General features: G+C 60.0%; 18 protein-coding genes. 10 read left to right on the top strand and 8 right to left on the bottom strand.

The genetic code is table 11. The annotated features are described in order from the left end of the window. Positions 1-32 precede the first annotated feature (32 nt). Positions 33-626, top strand: a complete 594-nt coding sequence (locus EJ079_RS09170) for a caspase family protein (RefSeq protein WP_127808835.1) — start codon at positions 33-35, stop codon at positions 624-626. Between the two features lie 51 nt (positions 627-677). On the opposite strand, the gene EJ079_RS09165 is transcribed toward EJ079_RS09170, so the two are convergent. After that, on the bottom strand, positions 678-1,559 hold the full coding sequence (locus tag EJ079_RS09165; protein ID WP_127808834.1) for an ImmA/IrrE family metallo-endopeptidase: 882 nt from the start codon (positions 1,557-1,559) through the stop codon (positions 678-680). A gap of 8 nt (positions 1,560-1,567) precedes the next feature. Then, positions 1,568-1,882: a helix-turn-helix transcriptional regulator gene (locus EJ079_RS09160; protein WP_127808833.1), complete on the bottom strand. Its 315-nt coding sequence runs from the start codon at positions 1,880-1,882 to the stop codon at positions 1,568-1,570. Positions 1,883-2,011: 129 nt separating this feature from the next. Between EJ079_RS09160 and EJ079_RS09155 the strand changes: the two genes are divergently transcribed. The 5 genes from EJ079_RS09155 (at position 2,012) to EJ079_RS09135 (ending at position 5,921) form a co-directional block, all read left to right on the top strand. Further along, complete coding sequence (locus tag EJ079_RS09155) at positions 2,012-2,236, top strand: DUF2188 domain-containing protein (RefSeq protein WP_127811306.1); 225 nt, start codon at positions 2,012-2,014, stop codon at positions 2,234-2,236. A 4-nt stretch (positions 2,237-2,240) separates the two neighbouring features. After that, positions 2,241-3,257 carry a CBASS cGAMP-activated phospholipase gene (locus tag EJ079_RS09150; protein WP_127808832.1) on the top strand — a complete coding sequence of 339 codons (1,017 nt, stop codon included), beginning with the start codon at positions 2,241-2,243 and terminating at the stop codon, positions 3,255-3,257. Next, a complete protein-coding gene (locus EJ079_RS09145) occupies positions 3,254-4,456 on the top strand; it encodes a nucleotidyltransferase (protein ID WP_127808831.1) in 1,203 nt (400 codons plus the stop codon). The genes EJ079_RS09150 and EJ079_RS09145 overlap by 4 nt, the downstream gene beginning before the upstream one ends. Before the next feature lie 155 nt (positions 4,457-4,611). After that, entirely contained in the window at positions 4,612-4,923 is a 312-nt protein-coding gene (locus EJ079_RS09140) for a hypothetical protein (RefSeq protein WP_245481837.1), read from the top strand. Between the two features lie 89 nt (positions 4,924-5,012). Beyond that, positions 5,013-5,921: a restriction endonuclease gene (locus EJ079_RS09135; RefSeq protein ID WP_127808829.1), complete on the top strand. Its 909-nt coding sequence runs from the start codon at positions 5,013-5,015 to the stop codon at positions 5,919-5,921. A 163-nt stretch (positions 5,922-6,084) separates the two neighbouring features. Here the strand turns inward: EJ079_RS09135 and EJ079_RS09130 are convergent, their stop codons facing one another. Beyond that, positions 6,085-7,218 carry an SAVED domain-containing protein gene (locus EJ079_RS09130; protein WP_127808828.1) on the bottom strand — a complete coding sequence of 378 codons (1,134 nt, stop codon included), beginning with the start codon at positions 7,216-7,218 and terminating at the stop codon, positions 6,085-6,087. Positions 7,219-7,325: 107 nt separating this feature from the next. On the opposite strand from EJ079_RS09130, the gene EJ079_RS09125 reads away from it, so the two are divergent. The 3 genes from EJ079_RS09125 to EJ079_RS09115 are packed head-to-tail and all read left to right on the top strand — an operon-like array spanning position 7,326 to position 10,706. Continuing rightward, positions 7,326-8,546 (top strand): nucleotidyltransferase, encoded by a 1,221-nt coding sequence (locus EJ079_RS09125; protein ID WP_164873753.1) that lies wholly within the window; start codon positions 7,326-7,328, stop codon positions 8,544-8,546. Beyond that, positions 8,543-10,273: a ThiF family adenylyltransferase gene (locus tag EJ079_RS09120; protein WP_127808827.1), complete on the top strand. Its 1,731-nt coding sequence runs from the start codon at positions 8,543-8,545 to the stop codon at positions 10,271-10,273. The genes EJ079_RS09125 and EJ079_RS09120 overlap by 4 nt, the downstream gene beginning before the upstream one ends. Continuing rightward, a complete protein-coding gene (locus tag EJ079_RS09115; RefSeq protein ID WP_127808826.1) occupies positions 10,248-10,706 on the top strand; it encodes a Mov34/MPN/PAD-1 family protein in 459 nt (152 codons plus the stop codon). The genes EJ079_RS09120 and EJ079_RS09115 overlap by 26 nt, the downstream gene beginning before the upstream one ends. A gap of 167 nt (positions 10,707-10,873) precedes the next feature. On the opposite strand, the gene EJ079_RS09110 is transcribed toward EJ079_RS09115, so the two are convergent. From EJ079_RS09110 to EJ079_RS09085, 5 genes are all read right to left on the bottom strand, one after another. After that, a complete protein-coding gene (locus EJ079_RS09110; RefSeq protein ID WP_127808825.1) occupies positions 10,874-11,569 on the bottom strand; it encodes an SMC-Scp complex subunit ScpB in 696 nt (231 codons plus the stop codon). 5 nt (positions 11,570-11,574) lie between these two features. After that, positions 11,575-12,597, bottom strand: a complete 1,023-nt coding sequence (locus tag EJ079_RS09105) for a DUF1403 family protein (RefSeq protein WP_127811304.1) — start codon at positions 12,595-12,597, stop codon at positions 11,575-11,577. A gap of 745 nt (positions 12,598-13,342) precedes the next feature. Next, positions 13,343-13,945: a hypothetical protein gene (locus EJ079_RS09100; protein WP_127808824.1), complete on the bottom strand. Its 603-nt coding sequence runs from the start codon at positions 13,943-13,945 to the stop codon at positions 13,343-13,345. Between the two features lie 259 nt (positions 13,946-14,204). Then, positions 14,205-14,804 (bottom strand): NADPH-dependent F420 reductase, encoded by a 600-nt coding sequence (locus EJ079_RS09090; RefSeq protein WP_127808823.1) that lies wholly within the window; start codon positions 14,802-14,804, stop codon positions 14,205-14,207. Positions 14,805-14,878: 74 nt separating this feature from the next. Then, positions 14,879-15,613 (bottom strand): SDR family oxidoreductase, encoded by a 735-nt coding sequence (locus EJ079_RS09085; RefSeq protein WP_127808822.1) that lies wholly within the window; start codon positions 15,611-15,613, stop codon positions 14,879-14,881. 275 nt (positions 15,614-15,888) lie between these two features. Between EJ079_RS09085 and EJ079_RS09080 the strand changes: the two genes are divergently transcribed. Further along, complete coding sequence (locus EJ079_RS09080) at positions 15,889-16,785, top strand: LysR family transcriptional regulator (protein ID WP_127808821.1); 897 nt, start codon at positions 15,889-15,891, stop codon at positions 16,783-16,785. The last annotated feature ends 188 nt before the right edge of the window (positions 16,786-16,973 follow it).

The following is a 16,973-nucleotide window of genomic DNA, read 5'->3' as shown; positions in this document are numbered from 1 at the left end:
AGAATGCGGTGCAGCTCCTTTAGGCAGCAGACATGCGACACCTTCCAGAAGTCTTCATCATCGAAAGTCTCCAGCCCGAGGACGAAGGCAACGGCCGGTTTGAGGGCAGCTACCTATCCGGGATACTGGGGCTCCACGGAAAGCATCCTACCTATCGCTACGTCAGAACGAGACATGATTTCGAACAGGCGGTCACCGAGTTTGGCAATTCGGACTGCCGCTACCTTCATATTTCCGCGCATGGCGAAGCCGAGGGCATGAGTACGACCAACGGCGAGGAGATCGATTTTGACGAGCTTGCCGAACTGCTGAAGCCTCATTTAAACAACCGTCGCCTGTTTCTCTCGGCCTGCTCGATGGTCCACAAGGACCTCGCTGACGAGATCATGCCGGGCAGCGGCTGCTATTCGCTTGTGGGTCCAACCGAAAATATACGCTTCACCGATTCTGCGGTCGTATGGTCCTCAATGTACCATCTTTTGTTTCGCGAGAATCTCAAGCACATGAAGCGCAAACCTCTGCAGGACATACTGCAGAAGGTGTGCGCCCTTTTTTCCGTCAAGTTCGCGTTTTTCACAAACGACAGCAAATCGCAGAAGGGCTACTCGGAGGTGCACATTCAATGAGGCGCGGCCCGTTAATCGGTCCGCCGCGCGCCCATCAGTAGAAATCGCACTTCAGCGGTTGTAGGCGAAACGGGGCGTCCAGCTTTTTTCCAGCTCGGCTTCCTCGTCTTCTTCTTCAAGCGGATCTTCTGGAAGATGCTCGCCGGTCAACACCGTCAGCGTGTAGCCATAGCTGCCAAGACCGATGATCTCTTCGTCAAGGACAATTCTGCCGGACCCATCGAACCAGGTGGCGAGGTCGGTTTCGTCGACCAGTCGCTCGGCGCGCAGGACGTTCCTGGGATCAGAATTGAAGCGTCGTGTCGCGCTTATCGGCAGCGGTGAACCCTTGCGCAAGAAGGCAAGCTTGCCGAGATTCTTGAACGTATCGGATGTGAAGGCATAGGCGATTTGGTCGCCTTTGCTGACGATGACCGCCATGGGATAGGAGCCGCATTCCGCAGCGCGGATTGCGGATGCGGTAACCGAGCAGTGGGCTTCTTCAGCGAGTTTCAGTATGCCGTCGAGACCGATCTGGTTGTCCGACAGGAAGCGCCGCGTCAGCTTCGAAGGCAAAAGCAGCCCGCTAGCAAAATGATCCGCCTCAAGTTCAATTGACGTATTCTGCGTGAAGTTGGCGCGCGAGAAGTGCGTGCCGCCGGCACCCATGATTTCCTCAGGGTGTCCCGGTAAAAACCAGTGCCCGAGCTCATGGCAGATCGAGAAGTTTTCGAACCCCTCGTTATCGTATTCGGTCGAGTAGATGATCGTGGCGTTACCACCGGCAAAGATGATTGCGCCCGAGACACCTTTGACATCGGCCGGCTTGGCGACGAGGGCGATGTCTCTTGCCTTGGCGATGTCGTGGGGCTTGACCGGAAACTGCGTATATCCGGATTCCTCCGCAATTTTCTCGCCACGCTGAGTAGCCATCCTGAGTTGGAAGCCGGCCATAGACGCCCCTACTTTTTATCCTTGATCATGGTGTCGATAAGATTCTGAATAAAGTCTCGATCCCTTGAGCTGAGCTTTTGTTCGTCGCGGAAAGCGGTGGTTGCCGTCGTTGTACCGAGCAGGTAGTCAGCCGATACATGGAGCGCTTTGGCGAGCGCGCGCACGTTGTCGAAAGATGGTTTGCGTCGTCCGGCCTCGAAGTGGGCGATGGCACTGGGTTGCATTCCTGCGGCCCGCGCCAGTTCGGATTGGCTCATTTTTCGGTTGTCTCGAACCTCGCGGAGCCGGTCGGCGAAACTGGTGGGCGTGCTTGACTGGATCATGACGAAAGCGTATAGTCTCCTTTGTTAAATCGTCAGCCCCCGAGGGGCCTTTTTTTGGCGCCTGCCTATGACAGAACGTCAAGAACTGTATGACGATACGCGGGAATGGTCAAGAATCAGGAGCAGGTTATGACAGGTAAAAACCAGCATGTCGTTCCGCACGGCGACGATTGGGCCGTGCGCGGCGCAGGAAACGAAAAGGTGACCTCGATCCATCAGACGCAGGCCGATGCAGAACGCGCGGCGCGCGACATCGCGATCAACCAGCGCAGCGAGGTTATCATCCATCGCCCGGACGGGCGGATTCGGGACAAGAATTCGTACGGGAACGACCCGTTCCCGCCGGAAGGGTGATCGCATGACGCTGGCTGCCACTCCCGCCGAAATTCCGCCTATCCGTCGGATTCTCTCCATTGACGGCGGTGGAATCATGGGGACGCAGCCGGCGTCGTTTCTTGCGGCGCTGGAGGAAGACCTCGATCACCCGATCGGCGAATATTTCGACCTGATCGCCGGCACGTCGACAGGCGGCATCCTCGCCATAGGACTTGCGATGGGCATCCCTGCACGGGTGCTGCTCGACCTCTATGCCCGGCGCGGTCCGCATATTTTCGGTCAGTCCGGCGGCATGCTGGAGAATCTTACGGGCGGTCTGTGGCGGCGACTGAAGCATGCCGTCGCACCGAAGCACGATGCCGAACTGCTTCGGAAGGAATTGGTCACCGTTCTCGGGGACCGGCGGATCGGTGCTGCCAAGAGGCGGTTGCTTGTTCCGGCGTGGGATGCCGACCATCGTGGCGTCTACATCTATAAGACAGCGCACCACCCGCGTCTCAAGACAGATTTCAAGCGGCAGGCCGTTGATGCGGCCATGGCAACAGCCGCCGCGCCTACCTACTACCGCCGGCATCGAACAGCTGATGATGTCGGTCTGCTCGACGGTGGCGTTTGGGCGAATAACCCGATCGCACTGGCGGTGGTGGAGGCGACGACGTTGCTTGGCTGGCCGGCTGACAGCCTGCGCGTCTTGAGCCTCGGCTGCGTGAACGAGGTCTACATGCTCGGCGAAGCTCCAGGTTTGAGTGGGCTGGCGTTCGACGTCACGCGGCTGTTCATGGACGGGCAGTCACACGGCGCGCTTGGCATGGCCAAGCTGATTACCGGGCATCAGTACGAGCGAGAGGCCATTTTTCGCTGCTGCCCGGATGTGCCGAAGGGCTTTTTCAAGCTCGACGATACCCAGAAGATCACACAGCTGAAGGGGTTGGGGGCCTCATCGGCACGCAAGGAACGTTCGCGGCTTGAACCCGTGTTTTTCTTGGAGCCGGCAGAATCCTTCGAACCCATCTTCAAGCTGAAAGGTACCGCGCCATGAACCAGATGCTCCTCGCGTCGTCTACGGCATATTCTCCGCTGCGTAAGACAGAGATTTATTCGCTCCTCGACGAAATTTGCCAGATGCTCGAATTGACGGCCACCCAGTTCGAGGCGGCACGGGCTAGCTATGAGGCTGTTGCCGAATGGCTGTCAGCATCGGACAACCCGCTTCTCCAGCTGATCGAAGTGTATGCGCACGGATCGACGGGTCTTGGTACGACCGTCCGCCCGATCGCGCGCGAGGATTTCGATGTCGACCTGATCTGCAAGGTATTGCGGTTCACCGCTAATCGCCCGCCAGCCGAGCTCAAGCGCATTGTCGGCGACCGGCTCAAGGAGAATGTCCGGTACGCCTCGATGCTCGAGGAAAAGAAGCGCTGCTGGCGCCTCAACTACGCTCGCGAATATCACCTGGATATCTCGCCGACCATCCTCAACGCCGCGTGCACGAACGGCGGTGAACTCGTGCCTGACAAGCAGCTCCGTGAATTCAAGCCGACCAATCCGAAGGGCTACAAGGCGCTTTTCGAGCGGCGGGCAAGCCTGCGCCCGGTGCTGCGCGTGAATAAGGCGCTCGCAGCTCAGGACCGGGCGGCTGGCGTCGAGCCTTTCCCCGTCCATGGCATCGCCAAAGGTATTCTTCGCCGTATCGTCCAGCTTTTGAAGCGTCACCGCGACATCCATTTTCTTGAAGTGACAGAAGAAGTCGCGCCGATCTCGATTGTCATCACGACCTTGGCGGCGCAGGCGTACGAATATTGCGTCACGAACTTCCCGTTCGAGTCCGAGCTGGATGTCGTAATCGAAACCATCCGAATGATGCCGCACTTCATTGAGCGGCCATTTGTGAATGGCCGCCGGCTTTATGTTGTCGCCAACGAGACCACGATTGGCGAGAACTTCGCTGAGCGCTGGAATACCGAGCCGGCACGGGTGACGGCATTTTATGCCTGGCACGGGAAGGCGCTGGCCGACTTTGAGGGGCTGCGGGATCTGGAAGGCATCGACCTCATTGCAAGGAGCCTCGGCAAGAGCCTGGGTGATTCCGTTGTCGGAAAGGTGATGGATTCAAGGACGCAGGCGGTGTCTCAAGCACGGGCCGGCAGCAAACTCTATGTGGCGCCGACGGTTGGGCTGACGCTGTCGACGCCGGCGAACGCAACGCAGGTGCGGCCGAACACGTTTTTCGGAGACTAGGCGTGCGACCCGGCAGCCGCCCTGATCTGACACCGGCGCAGCAGTTCATATTCCTGCGTGCAAACCGCGTTTGTGCTGGGACCGGGCGTCTGCGCGCTACAGGATTGAGGTGGGAATATCATGTGAGGCCGACGCCGCTCAGCCGAGAATATCTGATGCGCATCAGCTTCGATCGCAGCGAGGTCCCCGACGTGTTCGTCATTGAGCCTGACCTTTTGCAACTTGCTGGCGGTCGACCGCTGCCGCATGTCTACCACAACCCCTTGCGCCTGTGCCTGATCCTGCCGGGAACGCAGGAGTGGACCGGCACGATGCGGATTGATCATACGTTCGTTCCCTGGGCCGCGACGTGGCTCTTCTATTTCGAAGAGTGGCTGGTGTCGGATGAATGGAAAGGTGGGGGGCAGCATCCCAACGCGAATGATAGTGCGCGGTATAATCGCTTCGTGCGGCGGGCAGTGCGATGACTGAGTATAGCCGCGCGAAGGTGTCGCAGGCGTCAACCCAAGTCCTAGACGGGATGCAAAGCTGACACCATGGGGCTAGGATCCGCGCCATGAAAGAAACCGCCTCTCTTGAACGACCTGGTCAGCGATTCCATAATCTCGTCGCCACCCTAGAGCGAATGTTCGCGCATCAAGACAACGTGACTGTGGCTTCCTCTTTGCGGTTGCCCGACAAGGACACCGGGCAGCTTCGCGAACATGACGTTGTGATTATCCGCCGCACGCATCATGGGCCGAACCTGACCTCTATTGAGTGCAGAGATCAGGGGCGAAAGGTCGGAGTTCCCCAGATCGAGGCCTTCGCCAAGAAGTGCGAAAAGACTGGAATCCACCGCGGAATCGTAGTTGCTGCAAACGGCTTTACAAGCACCGCTCGCACCAAGGCAAAGGCACTGAACCTGACATGCATGGACTTGGCCGAGGCGGAATCCTTCGAGTGGATTGGCACCGTCACTATCGTCGGCCAATTCCACAACTTCATCGCGATAGAGGCCTGCGTTCGCGTGGTGCAAAACGGGCTGAGGGTCGCGAACCCACCCACAGTCTATACGTCTGACGGCTCAATCTACACCGGAGAGGGTATTCAATCCCTGATCCTGGATAAACTGGCTCCGGAGGATCGCAAACCGGCCATCCGCCGGACCCTTAACGGTAAATTCGTGGCACCGATGGTGGGATTCTACGTAATCGACGCTTTGGGCCAGCACTTCCAAGTGGAGGATATCACTTTCAGTTACGTGCTGGAGATTGAGACTATGGAACGCCCAATCATGCTCCACTGGTATGCCGGAGAAAGCGAAACGCTTGAGATCGCGACTGGACAAATCACGTTTTCCAGTGGGCAATCTACGTTGGCATTCGTGAAATCGAAGGACGGCGTGGTGGGCTATGTCGCATCCTCAGGAGGGATGGACCATCGAGTGAAGATTGGCGATCTGCCGGAAAGGCGCCTCGGCTAGTTTCTGACACATTGTCAACGGGGCAGTCGCCAATCAGCGACCGAAGCTGGGTTGAGCAGTGTAAGCCCGGCGATCTAGGCGCGCCCGAAAGCCGGTTCGACTTCTTGGGCGACGCGGGCAATTGACAGCGTAGCAGCCGCGCCTCCGGTCTTTCGACCGCAGGTTAGCTCGTTATCTTCAACGTCGGGATGAAACCACCAACCGATCGGTTTTGATCGTAGATGTGCAAGGGCAGATCGGCCTTCGGCATTCGAACACGCCCAACCTCCACGGCTGCTGAAGTCGGCAGGGCAGGAAAGACATTGATGATTGCATTCTCTCCGTGAACGGCCTTGATCCGATCGAATAAGCGTCGAAGATGGCGCTTGAACTCCACCAAGTCCTCCGGACGGCGCATGATGTCATTGTGCGGATTGTCGGCGGTCAGGGACCAGATCGCGACATCACCGCCGAGCACCGCGCCAATTCGATCGTCCGTAACTGTCGCGCTCAGCGCGAGCTTGAGCGCGACTGAAACGTCTGCCGGCCCGGAATACTCGCCGACTCGGAATGTGATTGCCGGCTGATCGGGCTGCCAGCGCCATGTCGGCGGCTCGCGATATCTCTGATGAACCGAGACTGGAACGATGTCTCCAAGAAGATGGCCGAGCTCAATGAGCAGCGGCTGCGGCGCCAACGCAAAGACACTGAGTTGCCGAATCTCTTTCTGCTCGATCCGTTCCTTCACTTTGCGGGTGAAAACCCGCCTCAGATTGTCCTGCTGGATCGTCCAGTACGTCTCTTCATGATCGGCATAATCGCATCCAGCCAGCTCGATATCGATCGTGCGGCCATCGGCGGGATGACGATCGGGCGGCATGGCCATGAAGATCGATCGTGTTGAGACAAGGGCGTCCCGCTGCCCGATATCGGCCGCAAACCGGAGCACGTGCGCAGCGCGCTCCTGAGCCATTCCGGTCACAATCGCGATCCGATCCTCATGCTCCGCCTTCATCTCGAGAAGGAGGCTTTCCGAATGATCCGCCAGATAATCGACATCCACGCCCTTGTGATGCTTTGCGCAGAGCAGCATCAGATTGTTCAGGTCTCTGGCGAGCGTTGGGGAACGAACGGGATCGCCGCGCGGCCCGTCTGCACTGTCGGCGACAACATGCGCGATGAAACCGAACTTTCCGTCCTCGCGGCCGGCGATCAGATCGCCGATAAGGTCCTCGTTGCATCCACGGTACTCGCACCGCCCTCCGGCCCTGGCCCAGAGAGCGACCTGAATTTTGCTTGGGATTTGTGTCTTTGCCATAGTGGAGGTCCAGCCCGACTCGCTATAATGTTCATGTTTTATCCTAAAAGTTCTACCGAGCGCACTTCGACAATCTACACGCGCCTGTGGGCGGCGCCTGGAGGCCCATGGTGAACCAGCACAGCTTGACCCGTGAGAGCGAGGAGTTTCTGGAAGATCTTGCCGAGGAGCTGAGCGTGCCGCCCGGCCGCTACGAGCAAGCGGAGCGAAGCTACAATTCTCTTGGGGAATGGCTGCTTCGTGATGCCTCTAGCGTGCGGCAGTATGGTCCGAAGGTCTACGTCCAGGGATCCTTTCGGCTCGGCACCACGATCCGTCCCTCTAACGATGCGGAGGAGTACGACATCGACTCCGTTTGCGAATTTCAGAAGCTGTCCAACTCGTCACTGACGCAACAGCAACTGAAGGTCTTGCTCGGCGCAGAGATAGATGCTTATCGCAAAGCGCAGAGCATGAACAAGCCATTGCGGGAGGGCCGTCGTTGCTGGGTTCTAAACTATGCTGACGGTGCCCAGTTCCATATGGATGTAGTACCCGCACTTCCGAATGGGCAAAGCGCTCGTATTCTCCTCGAAGCTCGCGGCTATGACCCACGCTGGACCTCAACGGCCATCGTCATTACCGACAACGAAGGCCCGACCTATACCCTCGTCACGGATGAGTGGCCACGTTCGAACCCGAAAGGCTATAGCGAATGGTTCAAGAGCCGGATGCTAGCCGCTCTCGAACGTCGGAAACGCATTCTGGCAGAGAGCACGCGAGCGAGTGTCGAGGACATTCCCGACTACAAGGTGCGCACGCCTTTACAGGCAGCCGTGATGATCCTCAAACGGCATCGGGACCACACCTTTGAACGCCGCAAGGACGAGCGGCCCATTTCTGTGATCATCACTACGCTCGCCGCACATTCCTACAACGGCGAAGAGACAATCGGGCAAGCGCTGGCTGCGATTCTGACCGGAATGGACAAGCATATCCATTGGCACAATGGCCAACATTGGATTCCAAATCCGACTGATCCCCTGGAAAATTTCGCCGACAAATGGGCGGAGCATCCTGAGCGAGCGGCTGCTTTTTCCGAGTGGCTTCAGAAGGCCAGGAGGGAATTTTACGAGGCTGCCCGTTCGAGCGACAGGAGCGTGGTCACCGAGACCGTCGGTCGCGGCGTCGGTGGCTCGCTCGCCGATCGAGCGGCGCGCCGCCGCCAGCCGCCAGCCCGACCCGCGCTGCTGAACGTCGCGTCGGTGGCCCCGGCGAGCCCAGGTCTCTCCTTTCCTGACAGGAGCCGTGTTCCGACCAAGCCGCAAGGGTTCGGCGGCGAAGAATGATCTGGTGGCTCGAAAACACGGTACGTGCAAGGTCCGAGCGCCAGAGCGTCGCTGATCTCACCGAGCGTGTGAATTGGCTCCAAGGCGTGCGCTGGCACCTCTCGAACGGCGCCGCACTCGCCGTCGACTTTGAAATCGAGCACGATGGAGACAGCATTCCGTTCACGATGACCTATGCGGAATTCCACCCTAATGCTCCGCCCATCGTCGTCCCCCGCGGTTGTAATCGCCGGTTGTCGAGCCATCAGTACGGCGCCGGTGGAAATCTCTGCCTAGAATACCGCGCCGACAATTGGGAGACCGCAGTCACCGGCGCGATGATGATTGAGAGCGCGCATCGGCTTATCGCCGGTGAACGCGACGTCGATGGCCCTGAGTTACCTTCGGCACACTATGTCTCCATCGGGCAAAGCGTCCGTGGCTCATATTTCCGATTTCTGATAACGCCACCGCTTGAAGAGCGTCTGAAGGCGGTCGAGCCAGCCCAATCCATCGAGATCGGCATCGCGGAGAAATACCACGCGGAAACCTTCGCCGTGACGGTTGCCGAGATCGGCGGGACCGCTGACGTGCGTGCCTGGCCCGCGGGGATTCGCGAGACGACGAAGCGAGGCCACGCCATTCGCCTACCGGCTGGGAGGGGGATGCCGTCTGCGGCGCAAGACAGCATCGCGAGCTTGCTCGGTGATCTCGGCTTCGAGGCACTCCAGGAGCAGGTGCTCGCCGCCACTGGCGAGATTGACCTAGTGCTGGTTTCCGGGACGGAGATCGCGCACTTCTATGCCTATGACAGCAACCAGAAGCGCTACTTCGGTCGCTCGCGAATCCTGAAAGTTGGTGCTGGAAGTAGGCTCCCGGACGACTATGCCGGTCTCGCGGAAAAAAGCGTTGGCATTGTCGGATGCGGCTCCCTTGGATCCAAGATTGCCGCCATGCTGGCGCGCGTGGGTGTGTGTCGGTTTACGCTCGTCGACGACGACGTTCTGTTCATGGCGAACCTCGTTCGCAACGAGCTCAGTGTCCCAGGAATTGGCGTTCACAAGGTCGACGCGCTACGCGCACGCCTCATCGAGATCGCGGGAACGATCGAAGTCACGACGCGGCGCGTTGCGCTGGGCGGCCAAGAGAGCGCAGATTCCACGGACTCGGTGATGTCGGCGCTGCAAGCCTGTGACGTCATCATCGACGCGACCGCCGACGCGCACTGCTTCAACTTCTGCGCTGCCGTCGCGAGGGAAAGCCTGAAGCCACTCGTCTGGGGCGAAGTGTTCGCCGGCGGCATTGGCGGCCTGGTGGCGCGTGTTCGATCGGGTCACGAGCCGGAACCCCAGATGGCGCGCAACCAGATCAACGCATGGTGCGACGCCCACGGTATTCTTGTGCCACTAGCCGGTTTCTCGGCGCCCTACGCGACGACCGCCGGCGACGGCGCAGCAGCTCTCGTAGCGGACGATGCCGAGGTCGCCATCATCGCGGGACATCTAGCGCGCTTGGCGACGGACCTACTCATTCGGCCCGACAACAGCGCATTTCCCTCGCCGGCCTATGCGGTCGGCCTGCGAAAGGCCTGGATCTTCTCCGAGCCGTTCGAGACATGGCCCATACAACTTAGTAGCTCCGAACCGTGGAAGGTTGATCAGGATTCAGCGTCGGTCGCGGAGAGCCTTGCATTGCTTCGCGAACTCTTGCCTTCGGTGTTCGATGGTCACGATCAGTCTCCGAAGTGACCAGCGGGCGCATTTTCGCAAATGTCTAAGACGGGTCGGAAGGCGCGAGATCGGAGGCATCCTCATGGGCGAGCAAGTCGCGCCTGACCACTTTCGGATTGTCGACTTCTCGGTCGATGAGACGAGCGGAACCGCCGCTCACTTCGTCCGCAGTCCCGATCATCATGCAGAGGCTCTCGACAGGTTCTTTCGAAGAACGGGATCCGACTTCAGACGTTTCAACTATCTGGGCGAGTGGCACTCCCATCCGAGCTTTCCGGTCCGGCCGAGTCGGGAGGACATAACGTCCATGCAGGGTCTGGTCGATGGCGAGCGGGACATCGACTTCTCCGCACTGGTCATCGTCAGGCTGCGTTGTTTTCTCTTGCTCGAAGTTGCAGCCTACATGTTTGTCCGACAGGGCGCTCCAGTCCACGTTGCGCTTACAATGTGAAAGGGGAAATATCGGGCACAAAGCAGCGTCGGTGCAGGGCACAAAAGAGAGGTCTCGGTGCAAGCATTTCCTGCAGCGCCTGCTCACCGGTGATGTCAGCTTTCAAGTAGCTGCAAAGCAATCTCTGCGACCGACATGTGGCACAAAGCGGTCACCGGCAACGTGACTCACGCTGACGCAGGGTCGTCTTCGCTTCTCTGTGCAACAGAAATATCTCCAGCCAGTAGCTTTTCCTTAGACAGCAGGCCGGCGTCCTCAAGCGCCTCAAAATCCGGCAGGTCGCGCAGCGTGTCCAGCCCGAACTCCAGCAGGAACTCTTTGGTAGTGACGTAGGTGTAGGGCGCGCCGGGCGTCGGGCTGCGCGGACCAGACGCAATCAGCTTCGCGCCGCGCAGGTGACCCATGAGATCGCGACTGATCTCCTTGCCGAAAAACGACGACAATTCTCCCCGCGTGATCGGCTGGAAGTAGGCGATGCACATCAGCACCAGCACCTCTGACTGCGTGAGGTCAACCGCGCCCTCATTACCGCCGACCGCGGCGCGGATGGCGTCGGCATAGGCCGGCCGCGTCAGATGCTTCCAGCCGCCAGCGACGGCAACCAGGTCATAAGGCCGGCCGCGCAGCTCCTCGCGGATGTCGTCGATCAAGAGGTCGATGCTGCAACTCTTACCGACGATCTTCGCCAGCGTCTCGCGGCCGACCGGCTCGCTCGCGGCAAAAATGGTTGCCTCAACCCGATGCATCCATTCGCGCCAGCGCGCCTCCGGTGGCAGATGATCAAGCTCCAGATCAAACAGGCGGTCGCCTAATCGACCGTCATCTAGCCGCCCCTTCCCTCGTCTGCGCGTCGCTTCCGCCATCGTCTTCACAGCCCGTAGATGCGGAAAGAGGGGCGGCCGGACAGCTCTCGGACGGCGCCCAGCTCGACCAGCCGGTCGAACAGGCGCCGCAATCCGCGGTCGCTCATGCCAGCGATGTTTTCCGAGGCAACGATCGCGTCGTCCGACAAGAGCTTTTCGACAACAGCATCCGCCGCCTTGGCCCTGAGTTTCGGGGCAACGGCAAGCAGCCTGTCCGCGCGGCGCTCAAGCTCGGCGGAAAGATCGATGGCGCGCACTGCGGCGCGCGCCTGCGCGGCCAGAAGGCTTTTGGCACGTTCAGGATTTGTCTCAATGCTTGTCGCCACAGAGCTAACTGCCGATCGACGCGGGCGAACGCTTGTGCCCAAGGCCGTTTCCCCGCCCAGCAGCGGCACCGCATGAGTCCAGCCCAGCCGCTGCGCCAGCAGGGCGTCGGCGAGCCAACATCCGAAGGCTCGAGCGAAGCCATACCTTTCGGCGGCCGTGAACGCGCCGGTCAGCATGCCGATTATTCCGATGCTCGCGGAAAGCTGTCGAAGATCATCTGCCAGGTCGCCGACTGCGTCGTCGTCGCGGCGGAGACCGAGGTCATCCAGCACCGCGCCGATGCTCGCCTCGGTCAGCAGTTTCTCGGCAGGCGTGCCGGCCAGCCGGCGCCAGGCAAGCAGCATCGACCCGGCGGGGCCGACGGACAAAAAATCGCCCGGTCGTGCGAGCAGCACGGTGTCGCGCAGCGCGCTTTCATCCTCGACGCGGCCGGCCTGCTTTGCAGTGACAGCGGCCGCCGAAAGCGCCAGGCGCTGCCGCCAGGCGCCGGCCCACTGCTCCTGCCGGCGCACCACCGCATCGAGCGCGCCGATGGTGGCGCCGGCGGTGAGCGCCACATCGTCAATATCTTTTCCCGCAAGGCTTTGCGTGCCCGGGATGACCCGGCGCAACCAGGCCGGCACCGTTGCCATTGGCGCGGCTGTCGGGGCGCCGGCAAGCGTGGGGTGGTGGCGCGGAGAGGGTTTGGGCCGCAGAATCATCGAAAACACGATGAATCATGACGGCGCTTTTGGCAACCGAATTGAGCAGAAAACGCCGCGCCTGTCGCTGAGTTGAAATGAACGATAATGTTGCATTATCAATCTCTTCACGAGTTCGTCCCTGCTAAGCCATTTGGCCAACAAGTAAGTCTCGACAGGGCACCTTTTTGCGCAGCCGGACGAAACTCCGTTCGGAAATGTGCCGGCTCGCGGCGTAGGAGCCTGCTCAGGTTCAGATATCATGAAGGCATCTAACGCCCGATCTGCCGCGCAACTTCGGTCCCATATTCATTGCCGACGGGGTATCTGAGGGCGACGTTTTTTGCGGGTTTTTCCTGGTCGGCTTTGGAGGTGATGCTGGCGCCGATTGTCACAGGCTACTTCACTATCTGTTCCTTGACCGATGAGATCTTTTGCGCTGCGGCGCTCCCGTCTTTGCTGTGGGTCACCTTCTGACCCAAGCCCCAACGTACACACGCGGGAGTGTCCTACAAGCCATCGGTTTCGACAGATCGGATGGATTGGGCAGGCGAGCCCAAAAGCTGCGAGCTTAGAGCGGTTATAAATCGTAGTTGTAGCTGTGTAACAAACTGTGTAACAAAAAGCGCGAAAAGACTAGTATTTTCAGTATCATAGAGGTGAAAGGGAATCCCTCCCTCTCCGCCATTCTTACGATCGCATTCTAACCTGCCGAAAGATAAGCTATTTTATCTGGCGATCTAATGGCGACGCTCCAATATCCAGGCTAATGCGTTGTTCTTTTAACGAATAGGTGGCCAAGCTGAAGCCCGCAATGCGCTTCCGCAAGCCTATTAACTTCTAAGACTAGGGCATCAAACAGCGTAGTAAGGGCTACCTCGTCTAGATCCACATTGTCGCCGACCGCGACTAGGTTGAGCACTTCCGTTGCGCGGTCAAGCCGACCGCTTACGTGAGCAACGGCCTGGCGGTATTTATTCAGATCACCGAAGGTGGGACTTGTTATCCGATTGGTATCAATGCCTAGTTCCGCAGCCAATGCGGGCCGAGTCTCATGTTCCCAGGCGGCGTAAGCAGTTAGAATCGAAGAACGGGCCATGGCAATTTTGTTAGGGCCGTTGGCCGCATTACGAGCCAATGTTTCCCTGATTTTGATCACCCCAACGTAACGTGCGCCTACACCCGGCGGGTCCAGCCCGTACCAATTCCAACTGTCCAGCGTTGTGGCAAGTGCCGGGTTGGCGACAGCTTCCTGCAATGCCTCTGCGGTATTCTTGAAACCTCGCACCGCATCGACATAGAGCATGAAAATGGCCTCAAGGCGTACACAGTATTGCCGGAGAACCTCTAGCCCCTGTTCAGCGCTCATTTAGGTCAACACATCCACTTTGATTTCTTCTCCAGCCCCGTATCCGCACAGCGGTCGTGAGGCAACTTCCAAAAAACGCGATGCCGGCTGGGACATCAGCTTTTGCAACTACGATTCATGGGTGGCAGGCACATGTCAGCCGAAGGATCCTAGGCAGATGTAAGCCGCTTTCAAGCGCGTCGCTTTGCGCGCTCGGCTCGATGCTGACGATGTGGCCGGCGTCGAACACCGGCCACTCTGACAGCGCACGGTAAATCCGTTATTGCTCCTTCTTGAACAGATCCTGGAAGATCAGCTGGCCCCAAGTGCGGCCGCGTGCGTGCACCAGTGCGCCGCCCTCGTTGAGTTTCCCCAGCTTGACCGGTGCGAACCCGAGTTGTTTGGCCAAGGCCGCCACGGGAGCGATCGCGTCCTCGTCGTCGCTCGACAGAAAGACGACCCGGTGGCCGCCCTCGACGATCGGATCGGCAGCCAAAGTGGCCGCAATCAGGTGATTGAAACCTTTGACGAGCTTGGCGCCGGTGAACGCCTTCGCGACGAAGGCGGTGGACGGCAGACCGTCCAGCTCTTCGGGGACTGGAAACACGTTCGTCGCGTCGATGATCGTCTTGCCTTCCCAGCTTGACAGCGCCTTCGCGACATCTGGGTGCGATTCAAAGCGGACAGCCAAAAAGATGATGTCCGCCTTGACCGCGTCCGCCAGCGTTTTCGGGATGATCGTGGGTCCGATTGCGGCCGCGGCTGATGCAAAGCTTTCCGGGTCGCGCGTGGTTGCCACGGACACTTCGATGCCGTTGCGGGCAAACGCCTTGGCAAGAGCTTGGCCGATCTTGCCGAAGCCAATAATTGCATAGCTCATGTATATTCTCCTTCAGTTTACCAGGCCCTGCGGGCTCGGGATATCGAATGGAATGAACGGCGGGGCGTGGCGGGTCAGATTTGCGCCAAGCCCCCGTCGACGGCGACCTCGCTGGCGGTCATGAAGCTGCTGTCGGGCGACGCGAGAAACGCAGCCGCCGCCCCGATCTCCGCTGGATCGGCCATCCGCTGAAGCGGATTCATCGAGGCGAAGACCTTCAAGCCCTCCTCGCCTATCGCTGCCTTCGCGAGTTCGGTCGCCGTCGGCCCGGGCGACAGCACGTTTACCCGGATGCCGGTGCCTTTCAAGTCTTCCGCCCAAGTCCGCGCGAGGTTGCGCACGGCCGCCTTGCTCGCGCTATAGACGCTGAATGCGGGCGCGCCCGTGGTGCCGGCGCTCGATCCGGTCAGGATAATCGAACCGCCCTCGCCCATCAGCGGCAGCGCCTTCTGGACCGTGAAGATCGTACCCTTCACATTGGTGTTGAAGGTTTCGTCAATGTGCTCGGCGGTGAGCTTGCCGAGCGGAAGCAGGCTTCCCACCCCGGCGTTGGCGAAGATGATGTCGAGGGTTCCGCGCTCGGCCTTCACCGCCGCATAGAGCCGATCGAGGTCGGCCTCATCCGAGACCGAGCCCTTCACCGCGCGGGCATTGGGCCCGAGCTCGGCCACAGCGGCGTCTAGCGCTTCCTGCCGGCGGCCGAAGATGAAGACGAAGGCACCCTCCTCGATGAAGCGCTTCGCTGCGGCGCGGCCGATGCCGGTGGCGCCACCCGTAATAACCGCAACCTTACCGTCCAGTTTTCCCATGACTCAATCCTTCCAGGTTCTGTCTTTGATCGTTCGGGTACGCCCCGAGGACCTCTAGATGGGCCCGTCGGGGTCAGGTGGTGAGTGCGGAAGCGCGCACATCGGTGGTGCAAAATCGATCCGCTTTCAGGACTGACGCCAGCCGCGACGATCCGTGTCCGCCATTCGGAATTGCGCCGCCCTGTCGACATAAGCCATGATGTCCCGCTCCTACTGCTGTAGGATGTGCTAGATACGGGCTTTGGAAGGCGCACCGCGCGGTGCCGGATTGCACCATGATCGACTGGGATGACATTCGCTACTTTCTAGCCGTCGCACGCGGAGGCTCGGTGCGGGCTGCCGGCGCGCAGCTCGGGGTGAATCACTCGACCGTGCTGCGACGCATCGCACAGCTTGAGGAACGCCTCGGGGCGCAAATGTTCGAAAAGCTGCCTTCGGGCTACCGGCTGACGGCTGCGGGCGAGGAGGTCCTCGGGCTCGCGAACCAGATGGAAGCGTCGTCTCACCAATTGGAGACGCGCGTCTTCGGGCGCGATCAGAGCGTGCGCGGGCTTCTGCGGGTGACCCTGGCACCGCCCCTCGCGACACACCTGCTCATGCCGGACTTCGCCGACTTCGCGCGTCTGCATCCAGACATCGAGATGGAAATCCTGTCGTCCGGCGAGCTGGCAAATCTGACCAACCGAGAGGCCGACGTGGCGATCCGCGTCGTCTACGACCGCAAAACCCTGCCGCTCAATCTTCACGGCCTGAAGGGAGCGGAGGTGTTCGGCGGCGTCTACATGTCCCGCGATCGCCTGGCCGCGTGGCGTGCGGGCGCACCTGATCCCATCCGGTGGATCGTCATAAGCGTTCATGGAATTCCAGAGTGGGCCGGCGCGGGTGAAGTTCGCACCACAGGGGTTCCATTCAGGACCACGGACGCCGAGGCGCAGATCGTTGCCGTACGGCAAGGTCTCGGGATCACGACACTGCCGTGCTTCGTCGGAGATGCCGACCCCCTGCTGGTGAGGGTACCGGGCACCGACCTGCACATGTACGGAACGCTCTGGCTTCTCACACAGGGGGAAACACGCAAGACGAAGCGGGTGCGGCTCTTCACGGAGTTCGTATCCCGCAGGCTCGCCGCCTACGCTCCGCTTCTCACGGGACTATCCATATCGCGCGACTGACGCCCAGCGGGTCGACGCTGCGGTGAATAACCGGACAGCGGCACCTATTGCGGTTGCAGATGCTCAGCCATGAAGTCGATGAACGCCTCGGTCTAAACCTGATCTGTCGACTGGCCGGCCAGAGAACATTGAACTGATCGGTCTCGGCGGGGGCATGGGCGGCGGAGGAATGGGCGGCGGCGACGGAA

Source organism: Mesorhizobium sp. M7A.F.Ce.TU.012.03.2.1, assembly GCF_004006095.1.
Classification (GTDB): domain Bacteria; phylum Pseudomonadota; class Alphaproteobacteria; order Rhizobiales; family Rhizobiaceae; genus Mesorhizobium.
This window is presented reverse-complemented; position numbering and strand designations above follow the sequence as displayed.

What these genes read in the sequence shown, in the direction of transcription:
- EJ079_RS09085 (WP_127808822.1), bottom strand. Translation starts at nt 15,613, where the DNA reads ATGGGAAAACTGGACGGTAAGGTTGCGGTTATTACGGGTGGCGCCACC.
- EJ079_RS09130 (WP_127808828.1), bottom strand. Translation starts at nt 7,218, where the DNA reads ATGGCAAAGACACAAATCCCAAGCAAAATTCAGGTCGCTCTCTGGGCC.
- EJ079_RS09160 (WP_127808833.1), bottom strand. Translation starts at nt 1,882, where the DNA reads ATGATCCAGTCAAGCACGCCCACCAGTTTCGCCGACCGGCTCCGCGAG.
- EJ079_RS09155 (WP_127811306.1), top strand. Translation starts at nt 2,012, where the DNA reads ATGACAGGTAAAAACCAGCATGTCGTTCCGCACGGCGACGATTGGGCC.
- EJ079_RS09150 (WP_127808832.1), top strand. Translation starts at nt 2,241, where the DNA reads ATGACGCTGGCTGCCACTCCCGCCGAAATTCCGCCTATCCGTCGGATT.
- EJ079_RS09125 (WP_164873753.1), top strand. Translation starts at nt 7,326, where the DNA reads ATGGTGAACCAGCACAGCTTGACCCGTGAGAGCGAGGAGTTTCTGGAA.
- EJ079_RS09170 (WP_127808835.1), top strand. Translation starts at nt 33, where the DNA reads ATGCGACACCTTCCAGAAGTCTTCATCATCGAAAGTCTCCAGCCCGAG.
- EJ079_RS09105 (WP_127811304.1), bottom strand. Translation starts at nt 12,597, where the DNA reads ATGATTCTGCGGCCCAAACCCTCTCCGCGCCACCACCCCACGCTTGCC.
- EJ079_RS09120 (WP_127808827.1), top strand. Translation starts at nt 8,543, where the DNA reads ATGATCTGGTGGCTCGAAAACACGGTACGTGCAAGGTCCGAGCGCCAG.
- EJ079_RS09145 (WP_127808831.1), top strand. Translation starts at nt 3,254, where the DNA reads ATGAACCAGATGCTCCTCGCGTCGTCTACGGCATATTCTCCGCTGCGT.
- EJ079_RS09140 (WP_245481837.1), top strand. Translation starts at nt 4,612, where the DNA reads ATGCGCATCAGCTTCGATCGCAGCGAGGTCCCCGACGTGTTCGTCATT.
- EJ079_RS09080 (WP_127808821.1), top strand. Translation starts at nt 15,889, where the DNA reads ATGATCGACTGGGATGACATTCGCTACTTTCTAGCCGTCGCACGCGGA.
- EJ079_RS09135 (WP_127808829.1), top strand. Translation starts at nt 5,013, where the DNA reads ATGAAAGAAACCGCCTCTCTTGAACGACCTGGTCAGCGATTCCATAAT.
- EJ079_RS09090 (WP_127808823.1), bottom strand. Translation starts at nt 14,804, where the DNA reads ATGAGCTATGCAATTATTGGCTTCGGCAAGATCGGCCAAGCTCTTGCC.
- EJ079_RS09110 (WP_127808825.1), bottom strand. Translation starts at nt 11,569, where the DNA reads ATGGCGGAAGCGACGCGCAGACGAGGGAAGGGGCGGCTAGATGACGGT.
- EJ079_RS09100 (WP_127808824.1), bottom strand. Translation starts at nt 13,945, where the DNA reads ATGAGCGCTGAACAGGGGCTAGAGGTTCTCCGGCAATACTGTGTACGC.
- EJ079_RS09165 (WP_127808834.1), bottom strand. Translation starts at nt 1,559, where the DNA reads ATGGCCGGCTTCCAACTCAGGATGGCTACTCAGCGTGGCGAGAAAATT.
- EJ079_RS09115 (WP_127808826.1), top strand. Translation starts at nt 10,248, where the DNA reads ATGGTCACGATCAGTCTCCGAAGTGACCAGCGGGCGCATTTTCGCAAA.